Annotated in this window: 23 protein-coding genes, 2 tRNA genes and 1 pseudogene; 14 read left to right on the forward strand and 12 right to left on the reverse strand. The window is 61.4% G+C overall.

Annotated elements, in window-relative coordinates; translation table 11 throughout:
• Positions 1–2: 2 nt before the first annotated feature.
• From HMPREF1484_RS07640 to HMPREF1484_RS07670, 7 genes are all read left to right on the forward strand, one after another.
• Positions 3–1010: a PhoH family protein gene (locus tag HMPREF1484_RS07640; protein WP_016664463.1), complete on the forward strand. Its 1008-nt coding sequence runs from the start codon at positions 3–5 to the stop codon at positions 1008–1010.
• The gene (gene ybeY, locus HMPREF1484_RS07645; RefSeq protein WP_016664464.1) at positions 1007–1501 is read left to right on the forward strand and encodes an rRNA maturation RNase YbeY; all 495 of its coding nucleotides are present in this window, start codon (positions 1007–1009) and stop codon (positions 1499–1501) included. The genes HMPREF1484_RS07640 and ybeY overlap by 4 nt, the downstream gene beginning before the upstream one ends.
• Complete coding sequence (locus tag HMPREF1484_RS07650) at positions 1498–2799, forward strand: hemolysin family protein (protein WP_016664465.1); 1302 nt, start codon at positions 1498–1500, stop codon at positions 2797–2799. Before ybeY ends, HMPREF1484_RS07650 begins: the two co-directional genes overlap by 4 nt.
• Before the next feature lie 10 nt (positions 2800–2809).
• Positions 2810–3748 (forward strand): GTPase Era, encoded by a 939-nt coding sequence (gene era / locus HMPREF1484_RS07655; protein ID WP_016664466.1) that lies wholly within the window; start codon positions 2810–2812, stop codon positions 3746–3748.
• Positions 3749–3925: 177 nt separating this feature from the next.
• A complete protein-coding gene (gene leuA, locus HMPREF1484_RS07660) occupies positions 3926–5638 on the forward strand; it encodes a 2-isopropylmalate synthase (RefSeq protein WP_040386953.1) in 1713 nt (570 codons plus the stop codon).
• A gap of 12 nt (positions 5639–5650) precedes the next feature.
• Positions 5651–6421 (forward strand): DNA repair protein RecO, encoded by a 771-nt coding sequence (recO, locus tag HMPREF1484_RS07665; protein ID WP_016664468.1) that lies wholly within the window; start codon positions 5651–5653, stop codon positions 6419–6421.
• A complete protein-coding gene (locus HMPREF1484_RS07670) occupies positions 6418–7218 on the forward strand; it encodes an isoprenyl transferase (protein WP_016664469.1) in 801 nt (266 codons plus the stop codon). The genes recO and HMPREF1484_RS07670 overlap by 4 nt, the downstream gene beginning before the upstream one ends.
• A 6-nt stretch (positions 7219–7224) precedes the next feature.
• On the opposite strand, the gene HMPREF1484_RS07675 is transcribed toward HMPREF1484_RS07670, so the two are convergent.
• Genes HMPREF1484_RS07675 through HMPREF1484_RS07695 form a run of 5 tightly spaced genes read right to left on the reverse strand, consistent with a single transcriptional unit; the run spans position 7225 to position 10980 of the window.
• Positions 7225–7788, reverse strand: coding sequence for a DedA family protein (locus tag HMPREF1484_RS07675; RefSeq protein ID WP_016664470.1), 564 nt, complete (start codon positions 7786–7788; stop codon positions 7225–7227).
• 15 nt (positions 7789–7803) lie between these two features.
• On the reverse strand, positions 7804–8220 hold the full coding sequence (locus HMPREF1484_RS07680; protein WP_016664471.1) for a Fur family transcriptional regulator: 417 nt from the start codon (positions 8218–8220) through the stop codon (positions 7804–7806).
• The gene (locus HMPREF1484_RS07685) at positions 8217–9086 is read right to left on the reverse strand and encodes a metal ABC transporter permease (RefSeq protein WP_016664472.1); all 870 of its coding nucleotides are present in this window, start codon (positions 9084–9086) and stop codon (positions 8217–8219) included. Before HMPREF1484_RS07685 ends, HMPREF1484_RS07680 begins: the two co-directional genes overlap by 4 nt.
• Positions 9083–9817 (reverse strand): metal ABC transporter ATP-binding protein, encoded by a 735-nt coding sequence (locus HMPREF1484_RS07690; protein ID WP_034373007.1) that lies wholly within the window; start codon positions 9815–9817, stop codon positions 9083–9085. The genes HMPREF1484_RS07685 and HMPREF1484_RS07690 overlap by 4 nt, the downstream gene beginning before the upstream one ends.
• 44 nt (positions 9818–9861) lie before the next feature.
• Positions 9862–10980 carry a metal ABC transporter substrate-binding protein gene (locus tag HMPREF1484_RS07695; protein ID WP_016664474.1) on the reverse strand — a complete coding sequence of 373 codons (1119 nt, stop codon included), beginning with the start codon at positions 10978–10980 and terminating at the stop codon, positions 9862–9864.
• A gap of 142 nt (positions 10981–11122) precedes the next feature.
• Here HMPREF1484_RS07695 and HMPREF1484_RS07700 point away from each other — a divergent pair, with 142 nt between their 5' ends.
• From HMPREF1484_RS07700 to dnaG, 4 genes are read left to right on the forward strand one after another with little or no spacing between them, the layout of a single operon-like run.
• On the forward strand, positions 11123–12511 hold the full coding sequence (locus HMPREF1484_RS07700; RefSeq protein WP_016664475.1) for a glycine--tRNA ligase: 1389 nt from the start codon (positions 11123–11125) through the stop codon (positions 12509–12511).
• A gap of 16 nt (positions 12512–12527) precedes the next feature.
• Entirely contained in the window at positions 12528–13685 is a 1158-nt protein-coding gene (gene dusB / locus HMPREF1484_RS07705) for a tRNA dihydrouridine synthase DusB (RefSeq protein WP_016664476.1), read from the forward strand.
• Positions 13686–13688: 3 nt separating this feature from the next.
• Positions 13689–15002, forward strand: coding sequence for a deoxyguanosinetriphosphate triphosphohydrolase (locus HMPREF1484_RS07710; RefSeq protein ID WP_016664477.1), 1314 nt, complete (start codon positions 13689–13691; stop codon positions 15000–15002).
• A 15-nt stretch (positions 15003–15017) separates the two neighbouring features.
• Positions 15018–17021 carry a DNA primase gene (gene dnaG / locus HMPREF1484_RS07715; RefSeq protein WP_016664478.1) on the forward strand — a complete coding sequence of 668 codons (2004 nt, stop codon included), beginning with the start codon at positions 15018–15020 and terminating at the stop codon, positions 17019–17021.
• 29 nt (positions 17022–17050) lie between these two features.
• Here the strand turns inward: dnaG and HMPREF1484_RS07720 are convergent, their stop codons facing one another.
• The 4 genes from HMPREF1484_RS07720 to HMPREF1484_RS07735 all read right to left on the reverse strand — a co-directional run bounded on the left by HMPREF1484_RS07720 (position 17051) and on the right by HMPREF1484_RS07735 (position 18753).
• Positions 17051–17542 (reverse strand): DUF3145 family protein, encoded by a 492-nt coding sequence (locus HMPREF1484_RS07720; RefSeq protein WP_016664479.1) that lies wholly within the window; start codon positions 17540–17542, stop codon positions 17051–17053.
• An 85-nt stretch (positions 17543–17627) separates the two neighbouring features.
• Positions 17628–18113: a peptide deformylase gene (locus HMPREF1484_RS07725; protein ID WP_016664480.1), complete on the reverse strand. Its 486-nt coding sequence runs from the start codon at positions 18111–18113 to the stop codon at positions 17628–17630.
• Positions 18113–18601, reverse strand: coding sequence for an OsmC family protein (locus tag HMPREF1484_RS07730; RefSeq protein WP_016664481.1), 489 nt, complete (start codon positions 18599–18601; stop codon positions 18113–18115). Before HMPREF1484_RS07730 ends, HMPREF1484_RS07725 begins: the two co-directional genes overlap by 1 nt.
• A gap of 79 nt (positions 18602–18680) precedes the next feature.
• A tRNA-Asn gene (locus tag HMPREF1484_RS07735) sits at positions 18681–18753 on the reverse strand.
• Between the two features lie 151 nt (positions 18754–18904).
• Here HMPREF1484_RS07735 and HMPREF1484_RS07740 point away from each other — a divergent pair.
• Positions 18905–18981, forward strand: a tRNA-Ile gene (locus HMPREF1484_RS07740).
• A gap of 48 nt (positions 18982–19029) precedes the next feature.
• On the opposite strand, the gene xerC is transcribed toward HMPREF1484_RS07740, so the two are convergent.
• Entirely contained in the window at positions 19030–20148 is a 1119-nt protein-coding gene (xerC, locus tag HMPREF1484_RS07745; RefSeq protein WP_016664482.1) for a tyrosine recombinase XerC, read from the reverse strand.
• Positions 20149–20433: 285 nt separating this feature from the next.
• Between xerC and HMPREF1484_RS07750 the strand changes: the two genes are divergently transcribed.
• A complete protein-coding gene (locus HMPREF1484_RS07750; protein ID WP_016664483.1) occupies positions 20434–20715 on the forward strand; it encodes a hypothetical protein in 282 nt (93 codons plus the stop codon).
• Positions 20716–20787: 72 nt separating this feature from the next.
• Positions 20788–21232, forward strand: a pseudogene (locus tag HMPREF1484_RS07755) (transposase); the annotation flags it as partial.
• Between the two features lie 343 nt (positions 21233–21575).
• Here HMPREF1484_RS07755 and HMPREF1484_RS07760 read toward each other — a convergent pair.
• Positions 21576–21797 (reverse strand): hypothetical protein, encoded by a 222-nt coding sequence (locus HMPREF1484_RS07760; protein WP_016664486.1) that lies wholly within the window; start codon positions 21795–21797, stop codon positions 21576–21578.
• Between the two features lie 14 nt (positions 21798–21811).
• Positions 21812–22102 (reverse strand): ArsR family transcriptional regulator, encoded by a 291-nt coding sequence (locus tag HMPREF1484_RS07765; protein WP_016664487.1) that lies wholly within the window; start codon positions 22100–22102, stop codon positions 21812–21814.
• Between the last annotated feature and the right edge of the window lie 315 nt (positions 22103–22417).

Here is a 22417-nt window from a genome sequence, read left to right on the forward strand (position 1 = left end):
CCGTGCAGGAGACCACCGAAATCCTCGAACGCTACGTCGCAATCCCCGACCACTTGCGTCCCGTCGCCGTTCTCGGCGCGAATGATCAGGCACTCAATGTCATCGAGAAGATCATGCCCGACATCGACGTGTCGATGCGCGGACACCAGATCACACTGCGCGGCCCCGAAGGCTCTCTCGATCGCGCTGCCGCCATCATGAACTCTCTCATTGAGATCGCCGCAAGCGGCGAAACCGTGACGGGCGAAGCCGTCCACCGCGCCGCAGAACTCTACGGCGATGATCGGCGACGTGACCAGCACGTGTCGGCGATCCTCAGTCAATCAGTTCTCTCCGCACGAGGGCGCACGATTAGGCCGAAGACGATCGGCCAGAAAGAGTACGTGGACGCTATCGATGAGAACACGATCGTGTTCGGCATCGGCCCCGCAGGCACCGGAAAAACGTACCTCGCGGTCGCGAAAGCCGTGCGTGCACTTCTCGATAAGCAGATCAACCGGATCATCCTTACGCGCCCCGCGGTCGAAGCAGGCGAGCGCCTCGGATTTCTCCCGGGCACGCTCAACGAGAAGATCGACCCCTACTTGCGCCCGCTCTACGACGCGCTACACGACATGCTCGACCCCGAGTCCATCCCGCGGCTCATGGGGGCGGGAACGATCGAAGTTGCGCCGCTCGCATACATGCGCGGGCGTACGCTCAACGATGCCTTCATCATCCTCGACGAGGCGCAAAACACGACACCCGAGCAGATGAAGATGTTCCTGACCCGCTTGGGTTTCAACTCGACCATGGTGATCACGGGCGATGCGACCCAGGTGGATCTTCCCGGAGGCACCAGCAGCGGCCTCAAAGTCGTCGAACGCATCCTCGGTAAGGTCGACGACATTGCCTTTTGCCACTTGAGCTCCAAGGATGTCGTGCGCCACCGACTCGTCAGCGACATCGTCGACGCCTACGCGCGTTGGGATCTTTCCGAGTTCTCACCGAAGAAAAAGGGGAAGCGATGAGCATCGAAGTCAACAACGAAACGACCGCCAAGATCGATGCCCGCGAGTTCGTTGATCTCGCCCGCTACGTATTCGACGCTATGTTCTTGCACCCGGCCACCGAACTGTCGATCACGTTTGTGGACGAGAAGGCCATGAGTGAACTCCACGAGGAATGGATGGACCTCGAGGGGCCCACCGACGTCATGAGCTTCCCCATGGACGAACTTCGCGAAGGACGCGAAGGGGAGCTCGCCCCCGAGGGCCTCCTCGGGGACATCGTCATCTGCCCCACCGTCGCCGCGCAGCAAGCCCGTATTGCCGGCCACAGCTCTGAAGAAGAAATGCTTCTTCTGCTCACTCACGGCATCCTTCACCTGCTCGGCTACGACCACGTCGAGCCCGAGGAAGAGCGTGTGATGTTCACGCTCCAGCGCAAGCTCCTGTTGACGTTTCTCGCTGGCCGTGGCTCTCGCGTGGGCATCTGCGATACCGGCGGCCCCGACGCATGAGTGCCATCGCTTTTCTCGTTCCACTCGCTATCGTCGCGATCGTCCTCGCGGTGTGTTTCTCGGCTGCTGACGCCGCGCTCAGCACGCTTTCGCGCCACAGTATCGAGCGCTACTTTGAAGACGAAGAAAAGAAGCGGGACCGCATCCTCACGATGCACGACGACACCCACACGACGTTCGCAACCATCGCGCTCGGGCGCGTTCTTGCCGAAACGACCTACGCGGTTGTCATCACAGCATTCATGTTCGAACGGCTCGAGGGCCTGTGGCTACCACTCCTCCTCGCGATTACGGTGACCTTCCTCGTGTCGTTCATGGGAGCCTCCGTGTCGCCCCGCACGCTAGGCAGGCGTGCCCCAGAGAAAACGATCTCGGCTCTTTCGCCGCTTGTCCGTTTCGCCCGGGTCGTCCTCGCCCTTCCTGCGAAGGTCCTCATCCACATCTCGAACGCCTTCACGCCCGGAGGAAAGGTCGCGGGGGGACCATTCGCGACGGAGGAGGAGCTTCGCCACTTCGTGGATCGCGCGAGTGAAACGGAAGCGCTCGAAGACGACGAGCGCAACATGATCAAGGGTGTGTTTGATCTTGACGACACGATGATCCGCGAGGTCATGGTGCCCCGCACCGACATGGTGACGATCGACGCGGACGCGACCGCGAACAAGGCCATGCGCCTGTTCGTACGCTCGGGGTACAGCCGAATTCCCGTCATCGGCGAAGAGGGCGTCGACGACCTGCTCGGCATGCTGTACTTCAAGGATGTGATGCGTGCGATTCATTCGCCGTGGGATCCCGGCGGCGATCGGCCCGTCACAGAGATCATGAGGCCCGTGAAGTTCTACCCGGAGTTCCTCACTGCCGATCGCGTCATGGAAGCCATGCGTACCTCTCGCGTGCACGTTGGTATCCCCGTTGACGAATACGGTGGTGTTGCCGGCATCGTCACGATTGAGGACATCCTCGAAGAGATCGTGGGGGAGATTGCCGACGAGCACGACCGCCGCGAGCAAGAGGCCGAGAAGGTCGCCGAAGGCGAATACCGCGTTCCCGCGCGCATGACCATCGTCGAGGTCGGCGAGCTGTTCGATCTCGAGATCGAAGACGACGATGTTGACACGATCGGTGGTCTCCTCGCGAAGACCATCGGAAGGGTGCCGATCGTGGGCGCCGAGGGCACTGCCCACGGTTTACACATGGAAGCGGATCGCACGAGTGGCAGACGCAAGCAGGTCTCGGCAATTCTCGTCAGTCGCGCCCCGCGCGATACCGGTGACGAGTCGCACGAGAGCGACGATTAGGAGAGCAAAAGTGGAAACCGTGCATCGAAGTGGCTTCGTCGCTCTCGTCGGCAGGCCCAACGTCGGCAAATCGACGCTCACGAATGCGATGGTGGGGGACAAGGTCGCGATTACGAGCTCGAAACCTCAAACGACGAGGCGAGCCATTCGAGGGATCGTCAGCCGCGAACACGACCAGATCATCATCGTCGATACCCCGGGCGTTCATCGCCCCCGCACCCTCCTTGGTAAGCGCCTCAACGATCTCGTGCGCGAAACCCTGGCCGAGGTTGATGTCGTGGGCTTTTGTCTTCCGGCTGACCAGAAGATCGGGCCTGGCGATCGCTTTATCGCGGAGGACCTTCGACAGTTGCGTGGCAACCGTCGGAGCCCGGCGATCGTGGCGATCGTGACGAAGGTGGATCTCGTGAGCCGCGACGAGCTCGCCGCTCACCTCATGGAGGTTGAGCGTTTTGTCAAGGCTGAAGACATCGTTCCCATCTCCGCGCTTGAGGGTGAGCAGATCGACGTGCTCATGGACGTCATTGCCTCGCATCTTCCCGAGGGCCCAGCGCTCTACCCGGATGATCAACTCACGGAGGAGAGCGTGAGCGACCGTATCGCGGAGCTCGTGCGCGAGGCTGCGCTCGAGGGCGTGCGCGATGAACTCCCGCATTCCCTCGCCGTTGTGGTCGAGGAGATCGTGGAGGAGTCGCTCGATGGTGATCCGTTCGCGGAGGTAGCGCCCGGCGAAGGCAGGCTCGTGGTGCGCGTTTCGCTCTTCGTTGAACGCGACTCCCAAAAGGGAATCGTGATCGGCAGGGGCGGTAAGCGTCTCAAGCGGGTCGGTACGCGGGCGCGTCGTGGCATCAGGGATCTCATGGGTCGCCCGGTCCATCTCGATATTCGGGTGAAGGTCGCCAAGGATTGGCAGCGGGACCCCAAGCAGCTCGGTCGCCTGGGCTTCTAGTTTTTGGATCGGCTCCGTCTCACATTTCGAGTGTCCGACGGTTGCCGCTCTCGCATTGCTTGCCCCAGGTGTAAGGTGACGGCCATGAACCGAGACGCTCGTATTGTTGCCGCAACCGAAGATCCGCGCACGCCAGTTCTCGGCCAGCATGGGGATGCGCCCCAGGTGCCCTCTGGTATGCCAGTCGAGCGGTATCTCCCGTTTCACGAGCAGATTCCCTTCACGCTTGAGGGGCGCGAGTGGCCAAACCGCGTGATTACCCGTGCGCCGCGCTGGTGTGCGGTGGATCTTCGCGATGGTAACCAGGCACTCATCGACCCCATGAACACCGAGCGGAAGCTCAGAATGTTCAACCTTCTCGTGGGGATGGGATTCAAGGAGATCGAGATCGGGTTTCCTTCGGCGTCGCAAACGGACTTTGACTTCTGCCGCACCCTTATCGAGCAGGATCTCATTCCGGATGACGTGACGATTCAGGTGCTTGTCCAGTGTCGTGAGCACCTGATTGAGCGCACGTACGAGGCGCTCCAGGGCGCTAAGCGCGCAATCGTGCATTTTTACAACTCGACATCGATCGTGCAGCGCGATGTCGTATTCCGCGCGAACGAGGACGAGGTTCTCGACATAGCCGTGCAGGGGGCGTTGCTCGCGAAGAAATACGAGGAGTCGCTCGATGGCTGCGACATCACCTACGAATACTCGCCCGAGTCATTCACCGGCACGGAGCTCGAGTACGCGGCACGCGTGTGCAACGCGGTCATCGACATCATCAAACCGACCCCCGAGAAGAAGATCATTATCAATCTTCCGGCGACGGTCGAGATGGCGACCCCAAATGTGTACGCGGATTCCGTCGAATGGATGGATCGCCATTTGCACGCACGCGAGAGCGTCGTGCTTTCGCTTCATCCCCACAATGACCGCGGCACGGGGGTGGCGGCGGCCGAGCTCGGTTACCTCGCGGGGGCGGACCGCATCGAGGGGTGTTTGTTCGGCAATGGGGAGCGAACGGGCAACGTTGATCTCGTGACGCTCGGCCTCAATCTTGCGACGCAGGGCGTTGATCCTCAACTCGACTTGTCGAATGTGCCGGAGATTCGCCGTACGGTCGAACACTGCAATCAAATCGGGGTCCATGAGCGTCATCCGTACGGCGGCGACCTTGTGTTTACCGCTTTTTCGGGTTCGCACCAGGATGCGATCAAGAAGGGCCTTGAGCGCATGGACACCGATGCGCAGCGCGCGGGTGTCGAGGTGAGCGAGGCGACGTGGCGCGTACCCTACTTGCCCGTTGATCCCAAGGACATCGGCCGCAGCTACGAGGCGGTTATCCGGGTGAATTCGCAGTCCGGCAAGGGTGGCATGGCGTACCTCCTGCGCACCGAGCACGGACTCGATCTTCCTCGCCGCCTGCAGATCGAGTTTTCGACCATCGTGCAACGCCGCACCGACACTGCCGGTGGTGAAGTGACTCCAGCCCAGCTGTGGGAGGCGTTCGTCGACGAGTACCTTCCCAACCCCGATGCGTCCAAGCGCTGGGGACGCTACGGCTTCAGGGGGCTCACCCAGCACTCTGAGGGCGAAGGGACAGACAGAATTGCTGTGCAGCTTCGCGTCGAGGATCACGAGAGCACGATCGAGGGCCTCGGTAACGGCCCGCTTGATGCATTTGTGAAGGCGCTCGCCTCGCGCGGGGTCAAGGTACGGATTCTTGACTACGCCGAGCACGCTCTGAGCGAGGGTGATGACTCGCTCGCCGCAGCGTACATCGAGGCTGAGATTGGCGAGTCAATCTATTGGGGCGTGGGTATCGACGGCTCGATTACCAGGGCCTCACTTCAGGCGCTAATTTCGGCGCTCAATCGTGCCGCACGCGCGGGGATTCTTTAGGGCCGCTCGCAGGTGGCATCGAGGCTGTACCGCGACGATGCGATCGTCCTCCGAACCCAAGACTTGGGGGAGGCCGATCGCATCGTCACGCTCTATTCGAAAAACCACGGGAAGATCCGCGCGGTCGCGAAGGGAGTGCGGAAAACGTCCTCCCGTTTTGGCGCTCGGCTCGAGCCTTTCCAGCGCGTCGACGTGCAGTGCCATCGGGGACGCTCCCTCGATACCGTTTCGCAGGTCGTGACGATCACCGCTTACGCCGAGCAGATCGCTGGCGACTACGCGCGCTACACGGCAGCGGCGGCTATGGGCGAGCTCGTGGAGAGACTCACGAACGAAGGATTCGACCCTACGAGCGCGCACTACATGATGCTCGTTGGGGCACTGCACGTGCTCGTGAATTCCGGGCGGCCGCCCGTGCTCGTCCTTGATGCCTTTTTGCTGAGGAGCATTGCGATGGCGGGTTGGCGCCCGGAGCTTCGCAACTGCGCTGTGTGCGGGGCAGAAGGGCCGCACCAGGCATTCGATGTGAGCCAAGGTGGCGTCGTGTGCCGAGAATGCCGGCGCCCCGGCGCCGTGGCAGCGCGACCGAGCGTGACCGAACATATGATCTTTTTACTCGCGGGAGACTGGGACGAGGCCCTCGCAACCGACCCTGCTGCGCAGGCAGAAGCGGGCCGTCTCATCGCGCGTATTCTTTCCTATCACCTTGAGCGGCCGCTTGCTGCCCTAGAATTGGTGGATCGATTCATCGAAAGCGCGCCGGCGCTAAAGGAGAACGCGTGAAAGCCAGCTACGTGAACCCGCCCGAACACCCCTCGGGGGAGAAGGCCCCGGTTCTCGAGGAACGCTTCATCCCGAAACACGTCGCTGTCGTCATGGACGGCAACGGACGCTGGGCTAATAAGCGGGGTTTGCCTCGCACAGAGGGGCATGCAGCGGGCGAGGCGGCTCTCCTTGACGTTGTTGCCGGGGCGATCCAGGCGAACGTGACGCACCTGAGCGCCTACGCGTTTTCGACGGAAAACTGGTCGCGCTCCCCGAGCGAAGTCCGTTTTCTCATGGGCTTTTCGCGGAGCGTCTTGCGGCGACAGCGAAACACGCTCCACTCGTGGGGAGTGCGCATCAAGTGGATCGGCCAGGCAAAACGGCTGTGGCCTAGCGTGATCAAAGAGCTGCGTGAAGCGGAAGAACTCACGAAGCACAACACGGGGCTCACGCTGTATATGTGTGTCAACTATGGCGGTCAGGCGGAGCTCACGGATGCGGTCCGTGAGATCGCGACAAAGGTCAAGAACGGCAAGCTTTCGCCGTCGCGCATCAACGAGAAGACGATTCGTGCCCACCTCTACGACCCCGACATGCCCGACGTCGATTTGTTCATTCGCACCTCGGGCGAGCAACGCACCTCGAACTTCCTCCTGTGGGAGGCCGCCTACGCCGAGATGCTCTTCGTTCCCGAGCTGTGGCCGGACGTCGATAGGCGAACCCTCTGGCGCGCCATTCTCGACTACGCCAAACGCGACCGTCGATTCGGCGGGGCGATAGACAAGGTTGCGACGTCCGAAGGGTTCGGCGAATAGGGCGCGCTAGCTGTCGCGCTCGGCTTTGCCGCTTCCCATCTCGGGGAGCAGCGGGGCACGTTCGCCCGTCACGACGCGTTCGCGCGCCAGCTCTCTCGTGGCGCGGTTTCTCTCGGCGCGTTTGCGAAGAATGTAGGCGGTCAGCAGTCCGACGGCTGCCACCGCCATCGCTGCCGCCACGTAGGGATTGCTGAGGGCCACCCTCCACCACAGGGCAAATGCGGCAAGACCTACGGTTGCGTAGATAACGGCCCACGCAAACCCGCCGATGAGGAGGGCCGGGAGGTAACGAGCAAGTGGCATGCGTGTTACTCCCGCCGCGAGGTTGGCGGCCGTTTGGAAGCCGATGGTGAGGAAGCTGAGTGCGACGATCGGCGCGCCCCATTTGTTGACTTTTTCTGCGGCGTTTTCAACTCGCGGGCTCGTGAGGATCGCGTGGAATCGGCCGCGGTCCGCGAGTGTGTAGGCGAGCCTTCCCAGGAGGTACGTGCCCCCGGCGCGGCAGTAGATCACGACCATGAGGAAAGCGATCGCGGGCAGAAGAGGAAGGGAGTTAATCCAATCGAGCATTCGAGCAGGAGACGCCTACTTCGCCGCGGACGATGCCGAGCAATCGGGGCATAGACCAAAGATTTCGAGCGTGTGCTCGATCTGGGTGAAGCCATTCTCCTCAGCGACCTTATTCGCCCACCCTTCAAGCTCGGGCGGAAGGAACTCGATGGTCTTGCCGCATGTGCGGCACACGAGGTGATGGTGGTGTGATTCCGTCGTGCACTGACGATAGATTGCTTCGCCCGAATCGGTGATGATGACGTCCACGAGACCAGCGTCGACGAGCGGCTGCATGTTCCGGTACACGGTTGCGAGCCCCACCGACTCTCCGTCGGCTCGCAAAAGATCGTGCAGCTGCTGTGCCGTCATGAAATCCTGTGCTGATTCGAGCGCGCCCAAAATCGCGGTGCGCTGTTTAGTGGTGCGGAGTGGTTTTGCCACGACAATCACGTGCCCTTCGGTTCGTGCGAGATTCTCGCGCGGCCAATACTTGCCTGCGCGAGAACTCCCAGGATATAGAACCCAATCGCAATCAGCACGATCACGCCACCAGGCGGAAGATCCACGTACACGGTCAGTAGAAGCCCGCTGACGGCACAGACGACGCCAAGAAGCATACTCACGCGCATCGTGCGCGTGAATCCGCGAACGACCTGTTGCGCAGCCGCGACCGGCACAATCATGAGAGCGGACACCATCAGGGCACCGACGATTCTCATCGCGAGGGTCACGGTGAGCGCAGCCATAATGGCGATCAACACGTTCACGGCACGTACGGGAAGACCGATCGCTCGCGCGTGCTCCTCATCGCTCGTGACGGCGAACAGAAGTGGGCGCGCGCCGACGCCGACGAGAAGAATGACGAGTGCAAGAGCGAGCGCAACCCACAGATCGGAGTGCGTGACCGTCGCGAGTGACCCGAAGAGATATGCCATGAGGCTCTGCGACGTGCCCCCAGCAAGTTGAATGATCACGACTCCGCCGGCGATGCCGCCGTAAAAGAGTATCGCGAGGGCTGTGTCGCGGCTCGTATGGCCGACTTCGCGCACATACTCGATGAGCACGGCACCTATGACACTCGCGGCAAGCGCTCCCGGGATCGCGAGCGCATCGCTACTGGAAAGCTGGAAGATCGAGCTAGCAAGCCACCCGATTGCCACACCCGTGAGCGCGACGTGGCCAAGCCCGTCGCCGAGAAGCGAAAGCCGCTTTTGCACGAGGTAGGTGCCCACGACGGGCGCTGTCAGCCCCACTAGTACCGCGATGATGAGGGGGTAGCGGACGATCGGCGAGAGAAGAAGGTCGAGGGGGCTCACGGGTGAATCTCGTTCCCTAGGCACTGGTCGATGGTCTCGTTCACGTGGTGCTTTCCGTCCTCGCTCTCGCTTGCATCCGCATGCGGATCGTCGTGGGGGAGTGGGCCGTCGTGAACAATTCGACCTTCCTCCATCACGATTGCGCGCGTAATGAGGTCGCGCAGCGGGTCGAGATCATGGAGCACGACAACGACAGTCGTCCCACGCTCGTGGAGCTTGCCGATGAGCTGAGAGATGTTCTCTTGAGTCGCGGCATCAACCCCGGTAAAGGGCTCGTCGAGGACAAGAATGCGTGGCTCCCGCACGAGAGCGCGAGCGATCATGACGCGCTGACGCTGACCACCGGACATTTCCGTGACGGCGCGGCTCGAAAGTGCACCGAGCCCCACGAATTCGAGGGCACGCTGGACCTTGTGCTTCGGTGCCCGGGTGAACAGTCGCGTGCTCGTGAGCAGGCCGCTCGCGGTCGTCTCGTACGCGCTTGCCGCAATATTTCCGCTGAACGCGGCCATTTGTGGCACGTATCCGATCGCGTCGTGCACACCCCGCGTAGTCGAGGGGCGCCCGAGGATCTGGGCGCTTCCACCCGAAAGGGGCAGCACCCCGATCATGGCCTTGAGTAGCGTCGACTTACCCGAGCCGTTCGGCCCGAGAATCGCGACTACTTCGCCCTCGTTAATGCGGGCTGTGACGTCCTTGAGGACGACGTTGCCGCCGCGTTTGAGGCTCACATGTCGAACCTTAAACGCGGCGGCGTCGTGAGTGGTGGCGCTACTCACTGCCAGGAAGCAACGAGTTTGTCGGCGTTGTCTCGCATGACCCGAGCATAATCTTTCTTCTCATCGAGCTGCGTCTCAAGATTGTCAAGTTCCTCCGCCTTCGCGCCCGTGCGGCTCGCGAGCGCCTCAGCGACGGCGGGGGTCGCCGAGGTCTCGAAGAAGACGGTCGTCAGCTTCTCCTTCTTGACGAGATCAGCGAGCTCGAGCAGACGTTCGGTCGAGGGCTCGTTTTCAGGGTCAATGCCCGCGATGCCGATTTGATGAAGGTCGTAGGTCTTTGCGAGGTAGGCGAACGCGGTGTGGCTCGTGATAAAAGCCTTCTCTCGCGTCACGGAGTCGTACTTTTCGTGGAGTTCTTCGTCGAGTTTCGTGAGCTCCTTTTCGAGCGATTCGTAGTTCTTCGCGTAGTCCTTGGCGTGATCTGCGTCGATCTCGGAGAGAGTGTCGGCGAGTACCTTTGCCGCCTTGATCATGCGGTGCGGGTCCTGCCAAAAGTGCGGGTCGATGCCGCCGTGATCGTGATGATGTTCGTGGCCACCGTGCTCGTGATCATGCTCGTCAGAGTGCTCATCGTGTTCGTGTTCGTGTTCGTGTTCGTGCTCGCCGCCGCCGTCACTCGCCTCATGCTCGTGATCGTGTTCGTGTTCATGCTCGTGAGCATGCTCATCGCCGTGTTCGTGCTCGTGCTCCTCACCGCTTGCGGGCAGAATGTCCACAAACTCGTTGAGGTTCAGAAGCTTCTTCGGCTTGTGAGCCTTGATGGCATCGTCGACGGCTGTTTGGTAGTGCTCGATCTGCACCACGAGGTCAGCATCGGCCATTTGCGCAACCTGCTGCACCGAGAGCTCGAGGCCGTGAGGGTCGATGCCCGGCTTCACCGGGTTGATGATTGAGACGTGCTTTCCGCCAATCTTCTCGGCGAGGTACTGGGTGGGGTAGCAGGTGATCATGACCGAAACATCGCCGGAACCCGAGGAGGCGTCGGACCCCTTTGCACCACCCGACGTGCCGCCACACCCGGCAAGAAGTGCCGCGAGCGAAAGCCCGCCGCCGAGCGTGAACGCGCGGCGAGAAATGGGGGAAGACATGCCTGAAAGTGAGCGTGAATCATTCATGAGAACTATTATCAATGATTGTTGTGGTGTGCGGCAAATCTTCACCTACCCGCGTGCAAGAAGGATCAACCTTTCGGCGGTTTCTGGTTAGGGTGGAACAAAGCACGCAAGTCATGCGTGCCCATCGTTCCAAGGAGATCTCGTGGCGAAGCCCCAACCGTCGAAGCTCGATAACGTCATCGCCCTCGCGAAGAAGCGCGGATTCGTGTTCCCCGCCGGCGACATTTACGGCGGCACGCGTTCGGCGTGGGACTACGGCCCCCTCGGGGTTGAGCTCAAGGAGAACATCAAACGCCAGTGGTGGCGCACGTTCGTGACTTCGCGCGCCGACATGGTGGGCCTCGACTCCTCGATCATCCTGCCTACTCGCGTATGGGAGGCCTCGGGGCACGTCAAGACCTTCACGGACCCGCTCATCGAATGCCGCAGCTGCCACAACCGCTTCCGCGAGGATCACCTCGTGGAAGAGTTCGAGGAACGCAAGGGGCGTAAAGCCGAGGGCATGAGCGAGATCCCATGCCCGAACTGTGGCACCAAGGGCGAGTACACCGAGCCCCAGCAGTTCTCGGGCCTCATGAAGACCTACCTCGGCGCAGTCGATAACGAGGAAGGCCTGCACTACCTCCGCCCCGAAACAGCGCAGGGCATTTTCGTCAACTTCCTCAACGTCGTCACCGCTGCGCGCGTGAAGCCGCCTTTCGGCATCGGCCAGGTCGGCAAGTCCTTCCGCAACGAGATCACTCCAGGCAACTTCATTTTCCGCACCCGCGAATTTGAACAGATGGAGATCGAGTTCTTTACCCCGCCGGAGCAAGCCGGCGCATTTTTCGACGAGTGGGTCGAGGCGTGCGAGAAATGGTTTTTCGATCTCGGTATCAAACCGGAAAATATTCGTCGCTTTGACGTTCCGGAAGAGGAGCGTGCCCACTATTCGGATGCCACCATCGACCTCGAGTATCGCTTTGGTTTCCAGGGCAGCGAATGGGGCGAACTCATGGGCGTCGCTAACCGCACTGACTTCGACCTCGCAAGCCACACGGAAGCTTCTGGCACGAAGATGCAGTACTTCGACCAGGCAAGCGGCGAACGCTACACCCCCTACGTCATCGAGCCGTCGTTTGGCCTTACGCGTTCGATGATGGCGTTCCTTATTGACGCCTACGAAGAAGACGAGGCTCCCAACACCAAGGGCGGAGTCGATAAGCGCACCGTTCTCAAACTTGATCCGCGCATCGCGCCAGTCAAGGTCGCCGTGCTTCCGCTATCCAAGAGTGAGGACCTTCAGCCCACCGCGCACAACCTTGCCTCGGAGCTTCGCGGGCTGTGGAACATCGAGATGGACCTCTCTGGTGCGATCGGTCGACGCTACCGTCGCCAGGATGAAATTGGCACGCCTTACTGTGTCACGGTCGACTTCGACACGCTCGACGATCAGGCCGTGACCGTGCGCGATCGAGACACCATGGCGCAAGAGCGCGTAGCCCTCACCCAGATCAAGGGCTACCTCGCCGAGCGCCTTGCGGGATGCTAGGGAGCCGCTTTCGCGCATGAGCCGTTCCCTCACGATTGGTCCTCACACGAGCGACACTCCCGTGGTTCTCGCCCCGATGGCGGGCGTGACGAACATGCCGTTTCGTCTCCTGTGCCGCGAGTTCGGCGCGCTTCACTCGGAAAACGACGGTGGGTTTTTCGTCTCCGAAATGGTGACGAGCCGCGCGATCGTCGAACGCCACCCGGAAACAATGCGTCTCGTGACGATGGGGGAGCGGGAGACGCCTCGCTCGGTTCAGCTATACGGCGTTGATCCCGCGACCATCGCCGCTTCGATTCGCGTGCTGCGCGAGCTTGATCTCGTTGACCACATCGACCTCAATTTCGGTTGCCCCGTTCCTAAGGTCACCCGCAAGGGCGGCGGTGCGGTGCTTCCGTGGAAGACGGAGCTGTTCACCCGCATCGTGACCGAGGCCGTGAAGGCCGCCGAGGACGTCCCCGTGACGGTCAAGACCCGGATGGGAGTCGATGACTCGCACCTCACCTATCTCGACGCGGGACGCATCGCGGAAGAGGCCGGTGCTGCGGCGATCGCGCTCCACGGGCGCACGGCCAATCAGCACTATTCGGGGCATGCTAGGTGGGACGCGATCGCGGAGTTGAAGCAAGCGGTCACGAGCATTCCGGTGCTCGGAAACGGGGATATCTGGAGCGCTGAAGACGCTTTGCGCATGGTCGAGCAGACGGGGTGTGACGGCGTGGTCGTCGGTCGAGGCTGCCAGGGGCGGCCGTGGCTCTTCGCCGATCTTGCCGCGGGATTCGCCGGCAAACCCGATCGAGTGAAACCGACACTCGGGGAGGTTGCCCAGGTGCTCATTCGCCACGCCGAACTTCTGATCGAGTTCTTTGAGGACGAAGGCCGAGGCGTGCGTGACCTGCGCAAGCATGTCGGCTGGTACTTCAAGGGATACCCGGTGGGTGGCAAAGCACGGCACGCCCTTGCGACCATGGAATCGCTCGAGGACCTCAAGGAGAAGCTTGCTGGTCTCGACTGGGACGCACCGTACCCGGGTGAGCCGGTTGAAGGCCCCCGCGGGCGGGCAGGGCACCCGAAACGCACCCACATGCCCGACGGCTGGCTCGATTCGCGCGAGATCTCAGAAGAGCACCGCGCTCGTTTGCACGAGGCGGAACTTTCCGTCTCGGGAGGTTGAGACGTGCCACCATACATTCCTGCCCCGTACCATTCGCGCGACATTGAGCGTTTTTTCGCGGAGCCACCGAAGTCCCAGGCACGCACGCCGTTTCAACGCGATCGCGCGCGAGTGCTGCACTCGTCGGCGCTCAGGCGCCTCGGTGCAAAGACCCAGGTGCTCGGGGCTGGCTCGAACGATTTTTCCCGCACCCGGCTGACCCACTCGCTCGAGGTCGCACAAGTGGGCCGCGATATCGCCCATGAACTTGGCTGCGACCCCGATATCGTGGACGCCGCGTGCCTCTCACACGACCTGGGGCACCCGCCGTTTGGGCACAACGGCGAGCGGGTGCTCAATGAACTCGCGCGTGACATCGGCGGATTTGAGGGGAACGCTCAAACACTTCGCCTGCTCGCGAGGCTCGAACCGAAGGTCCTTGGTGGCGAAAAGAGCTACGGCCTCAACCTCACGCGGGCGGCGCTCGATGCAGCGATCAAATACCCGTGGCGGCGCGGTGAAGGGCCGAATCCCAACTCGCCTAAGTTCGGGGTCTATGAGGATGATCTGCCCGTGTATGAGTGGGCGCGCGAAGGCGCGCCCGAGCACCGTAAGTGCCTCGAGGCACAGGTCATGGATATTGCTGACGATATCGCCTATTCGGTGCACGATATCGAGGATGCGATAACGGGCGGAACGATCACGCTGCGCGCACTGAAAGATCCGCAAGAGCGCGAGGCCGCGCTCTATGTTGTCCAGGACTGGTACACCCCGCATCTCGAGATTAGTGACCTTGATGTCGCCCTCACGCGACTCGAAAACGAAACGGTGTGGCAGTGGGAGCATTCGGGGGATCCGTTCTCCGCTGCGGCCTTGAAGGACATGTGCTCTCAGCTCATCGGCCGCTTCGTGGGATCGGTTGTCGAGGCGACTCGTCAGGCACACGGGCAGCACGCACTTGCACGCTTCGAAGGAAGCGTCGTGATTCCCGAGGACACCGAGCGAGAGATCTGCGTTCTCAAAGGGCTCGCGGCCGCATACGTCATGTCGAGCAGGGCTCAGCAGGGCGTGTATGCCCTCCAGGAGCAGATCCTTACGGATCTCTTTGCGCTCTTTCGCCGCACGGGAGCGGCGCACCTGGATCCCATCTTTACCGTGCTGTACGAGCGGGCGAACACGCTTCAGGAGCGTGAGCGAGTTATCGTGGATCAGATCGCGTCGCTCACCGATGTCTCCGCAGTGCGACTGCACTCCGAGTTCTTCTCTGGCGCCTACTCGGATGCGTTGGCGGGCGATGTGCCACTTCCCGGGTTCGGCCCGGAAATCCCGTTTAACTGACCGAGGAAGGTGCGCGTGAAAGGCCTCATCAAACGCGAGGACATCGTGGCTGTGCGCGAGCGCGCGAACCTCGAAGAGATCGTCTCCGAGCACGTCTCCCTCAGGAGCGCGGGCCTAGGTTCGATGAAGGGCCTGTGCCCTTTCCACGACGAAAAAACTCCGTCGTTCAATATTCGCCCCGCGATCGGTCGCTACCACTGCTTTGGCTGCGGCGAAGGTGGCGATGTGATCGAGTTCGTCCAGAAGATCAACCACATGAGCTTCACCGAAGCCGTCGAATACTTGGCCTCGCGCTACGGCATCCAGTTGCGGTATGAAGAGTCCTTCTCGCGCGGTGATCGCGATGGGGGTCCACGCACCGACTTTGGTACCCGCCAGCGGCTGCTCGCGGCCCACGAGGTAGCGGAGGAATTCTTCCGCGAACACCTCACGAGCCCCGAAGCTGAGATCGGGCGTCGATTTCTGGCAGAGCGTGATTTTGGGCCGCGCGCGGCCGCCCACTTCGGGATCGGCTTCGCGCCGCAGGGGTGGGACAACCTCACGAGGCACTTGCGCTCGCGCGGTTTTACGGAGAAAGAGCTGACTCTCAGCGGGCTTGTCTCTGAAGGCCAGCGCGGTGTCTACGATCGTTTTCGTGGGCGCCTCGTGTGGCCCATCCGCGATGTCACCGGTAAGACCATCGGTTTTGGGGCACGTCGCCTTTTCGAGGATGACAAGGGACCTAAATATCTCAACACGCCCGAAACCCCCATCTACAAAAAGTCCCAGGTGCTTTACGGCCTCGACCTCGCACGCAAGCACATTTCCTCCAAGCGCCAAGTCGTCGTCATGGAGGGGTATACCGACGTCATGGCAGCCCACGCAGCCGGTATTGACACCGCCGTCGCCTCGTGCGGAACCGCCTTCGGCTCCGAGCACGTCACCCTCGTGCGCCGGATTATGGGCGACACTTCTGCGCTCAGCTCGCTGAGCCTTGCCAGCGGTAGCGGATCGTTCGCGGGGGCCGGGGGAGAAGTCATCTTCACGTTCGACGGCGACGAAGCGGGGCAAAATGCTGCCCTCAAGGCGTTCCGTGAGGATCAACGTTTCGTTGCCCAGACCTACGTTGCCGTCGACCCCCAGGGAATGGACCCGTGCGACATACGCGTCAAGCGCGGCGAGGAAGCGCTCAAAGACGTCATCGCCGCCCGCATTCCCATGTTCGAGTTTGCCATTCGAGCTGCGCTGCGTTCCGTCGACCTCGACACCGCCGAAGGCCAGATCGCCGGCCTGCGAATGGCCGCCCCTGTCGTTGCGCAGATCAGAGACCACGCGCTTCGCCCCGAGTACGCGCGCAGGCTCTCCGGGTGGCTTGGCCTCGATGAACGAACCGTTCAACAAGCGGTTCAGGACGCCGGAAAGGCGGTATACGCGCAGCGCAGGATCGCGCAGCAAGCGTCGGAAAACCCGCCGGAGAGCCCCGGCGCGGGCGGTTCCGACGCCACCCACGCACCCGCCGATGCCGAACCCCTCCTGTCGCCCATCCGCCTGCGAGATATAACGCAGACGCACGACCCGATCGAGACGGCCGAAGTGCAGGCACTGTCCCTCCTGCTTCAGGCGCCCTCATGCGTCAGTATCGAGGATGTGCATGCGCTGCCCGACGAGCCATTTCGCACGGTGACCCTTCAGAGCGTGTGGGACTGCGTGATCGCGACCGGCCTCTTCGAGGAAGCGGCGCACAAGAACGTCAGCGTGCGCGCGTTTGTCGAAGCGGTCATGGAAATTGCGGGTGATTCCTTGCGCCCGCTCATCGGCGACCTTGCCTCCTACCCGCTTCCCGCACGCGATGAGCAGCAACTGAGCCGTCTGGGCCCCGCGCTCATACGCCGTCTACAGCAGTTGAGCTTCACGCACGACATTTCCGAGCTGCGTCGCAAACTCGGAAGGCTCACCCCCGAGCGCGACGCCGAGGAGTACCGGGCGACCATGAATGCCCTTCAAGAGGCGCAGCACAAACTCCGCGCCCTCAAAGACTAGAGGCACGCGGAGTTTTTGGAAACGGTCGGTCAGCCGACGAGGTGAAGGCGGCGCGGCTCCTCACCGCTCGCGGCCACGCGGAATACCTCGAGCTCGCGATCCCACGCCTCGCCAAGAGCCTTGCCGATCTCCTGTTCGATGCGCGCGGCGTCGCCAGCACCAGCGGCAATGCAAAAACGAATACGGTCTTCGGTGAGCGTGACGTTGCCCGCCGCATCGATCGCGGCGTGATGGATGCCGAGCGAGGGCGTGTACATCCACCGTGCCCCCTCTTCGCCGCCTCCCGGCTCTTGCGTGACTTCGAAGCGCACGCTGTCCCAGCCACGCAGCGCAGTCGCGAGGCGTGCACCAAGGCCTTCGGGGCCGGTCCAGTTGATCGCCATGCGTAGCTGCGAGGGATCACTTTCGTGGCGATGCCACTTCACGCGTACGGGCACACCAAGAACTCCGCTGACGGCCCATTCAAGATGAGGTGCGAGGGCACGCGACACGGAGTGGATTGTGAGGGTTCCACGAGCCATGGGCTTACCTTTCGTATCAATCGAAACGTCTTCCCCACGATTCGCGTTGATACTTGCGGTGGCCAAGCTCGGGCCTTACGACAGTCTAGAGGTTTGCGCGGATAGCCCGCAACGCCTTCTTCTTCTCGCTCTTCTCGAGACCGTCGATATAAAGCGCACCGTCGAGGTGACCCACCTCGTGCTGGATCAAGCGCGCGACAATTCCATCGCCCTCGAGCACGACTTTGTTTCCGTCAAGGTCAATGCCCTCGCACGCCGCCTTCGCGGCGCGTTCGCGCGGAAACCACAGGTCCGGAACTGAAAGGCAGCCTTCGTCACCGCCCTGCTTTTCCTCAGAAAGGTAGGTGATGACCGGATTCAGGATGTAGCCGAGCTCACCGTCGATGTTCCAGGAAAACGCGCGCAGGCTCACCCCGATTTGATTCGCGGCAAGACCGGCGCGCCCCTCCTCGTTGACGTTCTCCAGGAGATCCTCGACAAGGCCGCGAACGCCAGGGGTGATGTCCTTAATCGGATCGCACTCGGTGCGCAGAACCGGGTCGCCAACAATGCGAATGTCGCGCTTGGCCATTACTTCTCCTCCTCGTGCGATGCAGCCGCGCCAGCGGAATGTGCATCGGTAATCGTGTGGCGCACTTCGGCCCCAGGAACGACAGTGCGCTGAATCGTGCACGCCGCATCAATGACGCGATCGATGACGGCGGCGAGCTTTTCCCGCTCTCGCTCCTCAAGACCGGAGAGATCCAGCTGAATCGTCTCGTCAATCTCATGGTAGCGGTCGTCCTTTTCGTCGGACGTACCGTGCGCGTAAAGTCGCGCCGCAAAGTCCTCGCCGAGGCGCCGCGCAACCGAATGATCCATCGACATTCCCGCGCACCCAATGAGAGCGAGCTTCAAAAGCTCCCCGGGGCTGACGCGGCCTTCTTCGAGACCAATGGGGATCTCCACACCCGACTGAGTGTGACCCACGTACTGGCGAGTGGCGACTCGATCGACCCACACGCTGCCCGGTCCGAAATCCTCGGGCCGCTCAAATGACTCGGGCGAGTGAACACTCATGGGTACCTTCTTCCAGACCTCGGGGCTTAACGCTACCGCGAAAAGTGAAGGCCCCGGGTTTCCCCGGGGCCTTCTGTTGCTCCCCCAATTGGACTTGAACCAATAACCCTTCGATTAACAGTCGAATGCTCTGCCGATTGAGCTATGGGGGATCGACTCGAAATACATTAGCAGCGCCCCGGCCTATCTCGCCAATTCAGAGGCTCAATCTGGCGCAGATGTGCCAAAGGCCACGCTCATGGCGCTCGGGCCGCGTCAACTTTTCTTCCGAGGCATGAACCGGCGATAATGGAACCCATACGCGGGCCCGTAGCTCAGTCGGTTAGAGCACCGGACTCATAATCCGTCGGTCGCGGGTTCAAGCCCCGCCGGGCCTACCATATGCCTAGGTCACACCGTGTTTTTGGGCCTATTTTCGTTCTAGTTTTTCACGGACAAAGTGGCGATTTCCCGTTTATTGTCCGTTTTGGTTCTGCCTGCAACGCCTCCAAGGCGCGTTGGGGTACGCCGTGGGTGGAGTAGTGGCGCTCGGCCACTTGGATGGTGTGCCCCATGAGGGATTCACGATCCATTCGTGAAAGGCCTGACTCTTCTAACCTGCGTTCAACAATGCGGCGGAAAGTATGTGAACTCATCTCTGGGTGCCCGGCATCGGATAGTGTGCGTTTAATTGACCGGGTGAGGGCGCGGGGGTCGGGGATGTTACCGGTTCGAGCCGTGGCGGAGACAAACTCCATTTCGGCATCTGTTGCCCCAGGCCTCATGCGCAGTGAAAGCCGCCGTTTGAGCACTTCGCACGCTTGCTGCGTGAGCGGGATAGAGCGGTAGGAGAGCTTCGACTTCAGCCGAGGCTCCCATCGACGCTCGCCATCTTCTGTATGGATCTGGCCGCGCAGGTGGACCGCTGGCGGGTCAGTTTTAAGATCGACGTCTTGCCAGCGCAGCCCGGCGATTTCTCCGATACGGCAGCCGGTTTGGAGAAGCAGCATGATGGCGTCAGAGGAGTTATTACCTTGGGCGCGCGGGTCATTCATCACCGTATCCATGAGGGTCGCGATTTCCTCATCGGTGTAGGCGCGGCCTTTATGAACCACCTGCGGGTTTTTGCTGACTGCGCCGTCGCGGGGAAGGCGCAGCCGGTCAAGTGGTGAAGGTGGCGGGGTGCCGGTTACATCGCCATCGGCGATCTCCCATAGTTTTCGCCAGATTGTCAGGACGTGCTTGCGCTCGCCCGTCAGCCCTTCGCGACCAAGGCGCAGCAGCTCGTCGGTGAGCTGGTTTCTCGTGATGTCGTCGATCTTGAGGTCGGCGAGCGGGCTATTGAGTGCGTAGGTTTTTGCTGTGTACCGATATTTCGTTCTCGTGGCGCTGGAGCGTTCGCGCTCGAGAACACCTGCGTCGATTCCATCAAGGTAGCGCCGCGCGTACTCACCGAGGGTCTGTCGAGAAGAGCGCTCCTCGATTTCTCGCGCAAGCTTCTCTTCTGCCTCGCGCATTTTGAGCTTGATCCGGTGTTCGATCGCGCCTTTCGTAGGGCCCGAGACCATGAACCGGACATCTCTGCCGTTGCTGAGTTTTGCGCGCGCTCTAGCCCGACGCGGAAGAGAGGAAGGCTTGACCCCTTGAGCTTCGCCTCCTCCTCAATGACCCATTTCCCTTCGAGCTTCACCTGGTGCGAGATGGTTCCGATTTCTCCGGGCGCGAGGGACTGGCGTGGTATGGCTGTACTCCAGGTGGATCAAGGCGAGGTCGCTCTTAGTCTCTCACCACGAGAAGGCTTCTAGCCCTTGGCGGTACACAAAATTGCATCGGCCAGTTTGAAAGGAAGCGTCATGGGATACCGCAAAAACCGCGACAGTAACGGAAAGCGTCGCTGTCCAAGCGGCAAAGCTATCTACGGATCGCGTGGCGAGGTGCAAAAAGCGCTCGACAACGGGCGATGGGTTGGCAAGTCTGGCCTGCACAAACACCCCCAGGAAGCCTATTCCTGCAAACAGCGCAAGCGGTGGCACCTGACGAGCATGACGCCGGAGCAGTCTCAGGCGTGGCTTGAGCGCCAGCGGCGTAAGCGTGAAAGGGAAAACCGTCGGCTTGATTTAGCTTTGGAGCGCTAGAACCCCTGGAAGGCCGGAGGTTGTGAAGCGTCCTGGATTTAGTTCTTACCTCAGCTAAGGAAGGATTGAACTATGCCTAGAAGGTATTCCGTCGAGTTCAAGGAGAAGGCGGTCCATCAGATCATCGAAATGGTCCGCTTGGAGTCTTGCTCACTGCAACGCGCCTACACGGAGGTTGGTGAGCTCCTTGGAGTATCTCACCACACGTTGCGGGCTTGGTACCGTGACAGCGCTTCAGTACGTGATGACTCTGACGCTTCAGGCGGCGAGACAATGGAAGAAGAGCTCAAGCGTCTGCGCCGTGAAAACCGCGAGTTGAAACGAGCAAACGGGATTCTTAAGACTGCTTCGGTTTTTTCGCAGCGGAACTCGACCGACCCACGACCAAATGATCTCCTACATCGACACGTATAAAGATCAGTTTGGGGTCGAGGCCATCTGCCGAGTCCTTAAACAAGCAGATCGTGGATTCATTACTGGCTCTTCAGAGCTGAGTGTGGGCGCGCCGGTGGTGCGGGGTAGCTGGAGGTAGGCGTCGAGGTCCCCGATGATGAGCGGACTCTTACCTCTGCTCGCACCAAGGACCTCGACAATGCTGAACTCTACGTGCGCTACACCCTCATCTGGGAAGAGCCTCTTAAGGTCGTGGAGGTTGGAGGTCTGATGGTGGGTGGGCTTGGATGCCTCGAGCCCGGGGCGCTCGACGCGCCAAAGTCCGCGGCCGCCGGCCTGGATCGCTCACAGGTCACCGGAGCGGACGAGTGCGTAGGGCTGGGAGCGGCCAATGGACATGATGGTCTGCACGCCCTCCAGCGTCATGAAGAGGGGCGTGGCGGTCACCGGCTCTCTGGAGGGCCTGATTACTCGGGGATCTCGCTGAGTTGGGCCTCAATCCGATCCAACCGCTCGGTGATGTTGCTTAGGTGCTCCACGATGAGTTGGTTCGAACCATCGATCGCCGTCGCTGTTTCGCGTCGTGCGCTGGTGACGGTGCCTACCACCCAGACGGTAAGAACAACGAAGATCGCGAGTGGTATTGCGGCGGCGAGGATGACAACAAATACGGTAGTGGTAAGTGTCATGAAGATTCCCTTTCCTATTCTTGATTAATCAGGCGCACAATGTGGTCTGGAGTTATTTCAAGCTGAAACGGAGCGACCCAGTAGTGTTTCCTCACTCGGCTCTCTCCGAGCTGTTCCAGGCCGCTCTCGATGAGTCGAGCAGCTTCCAAGCGGTTGAGGTGCTGGTAGAGCAGTGGCCGAGACATCCCGAGTCGGCGGGCCAGCTCACTGACATGGGTCGACTCCGTCTCTAGAGAGGCGATAATTCGCAACCGAGGCTCACTTCCGAGAGCACTGAGTATCTGAGCGAGCCGTGCTGCGTCCATTACCCCTCCGGATCGTAATCGAACGATGTCAGGTGTAAGTATATGCTTACAGTCAGCGGTGCGCAAGTTCTGCCGGGTCTGGCGGAGACGCTGGCTGCTCACCCGGGGTGGCCGGTCGGACTGCGGGCCGGCCTGCACCGCCGGCGAGTGCGGGAGGGGTCGACCTCATGGGGTCGCCTCCTCCTTGCGCGCGACGAGCTGCGAAGTCTCCTGGGGCCTGACCCTTGTTCGACTCTTCACCGTTGCGGTGGGGAGTGAGGGGTTCGGCGGGTTGAGCGGCGGGTAGGGGTCGAGGTCCCCGAGGATCAGGAGCGA

It is taken from the genome of Dermabacter sp. HFH0086, assembly GCF_000413375.1.
Taxonomy (GTDB): domain Bacteria; phylum Actinomycetota; class Actinomycetes; order Actinomycetales; family Dermabacteraceae; genus Dermabacter; species Dermabacter hominis.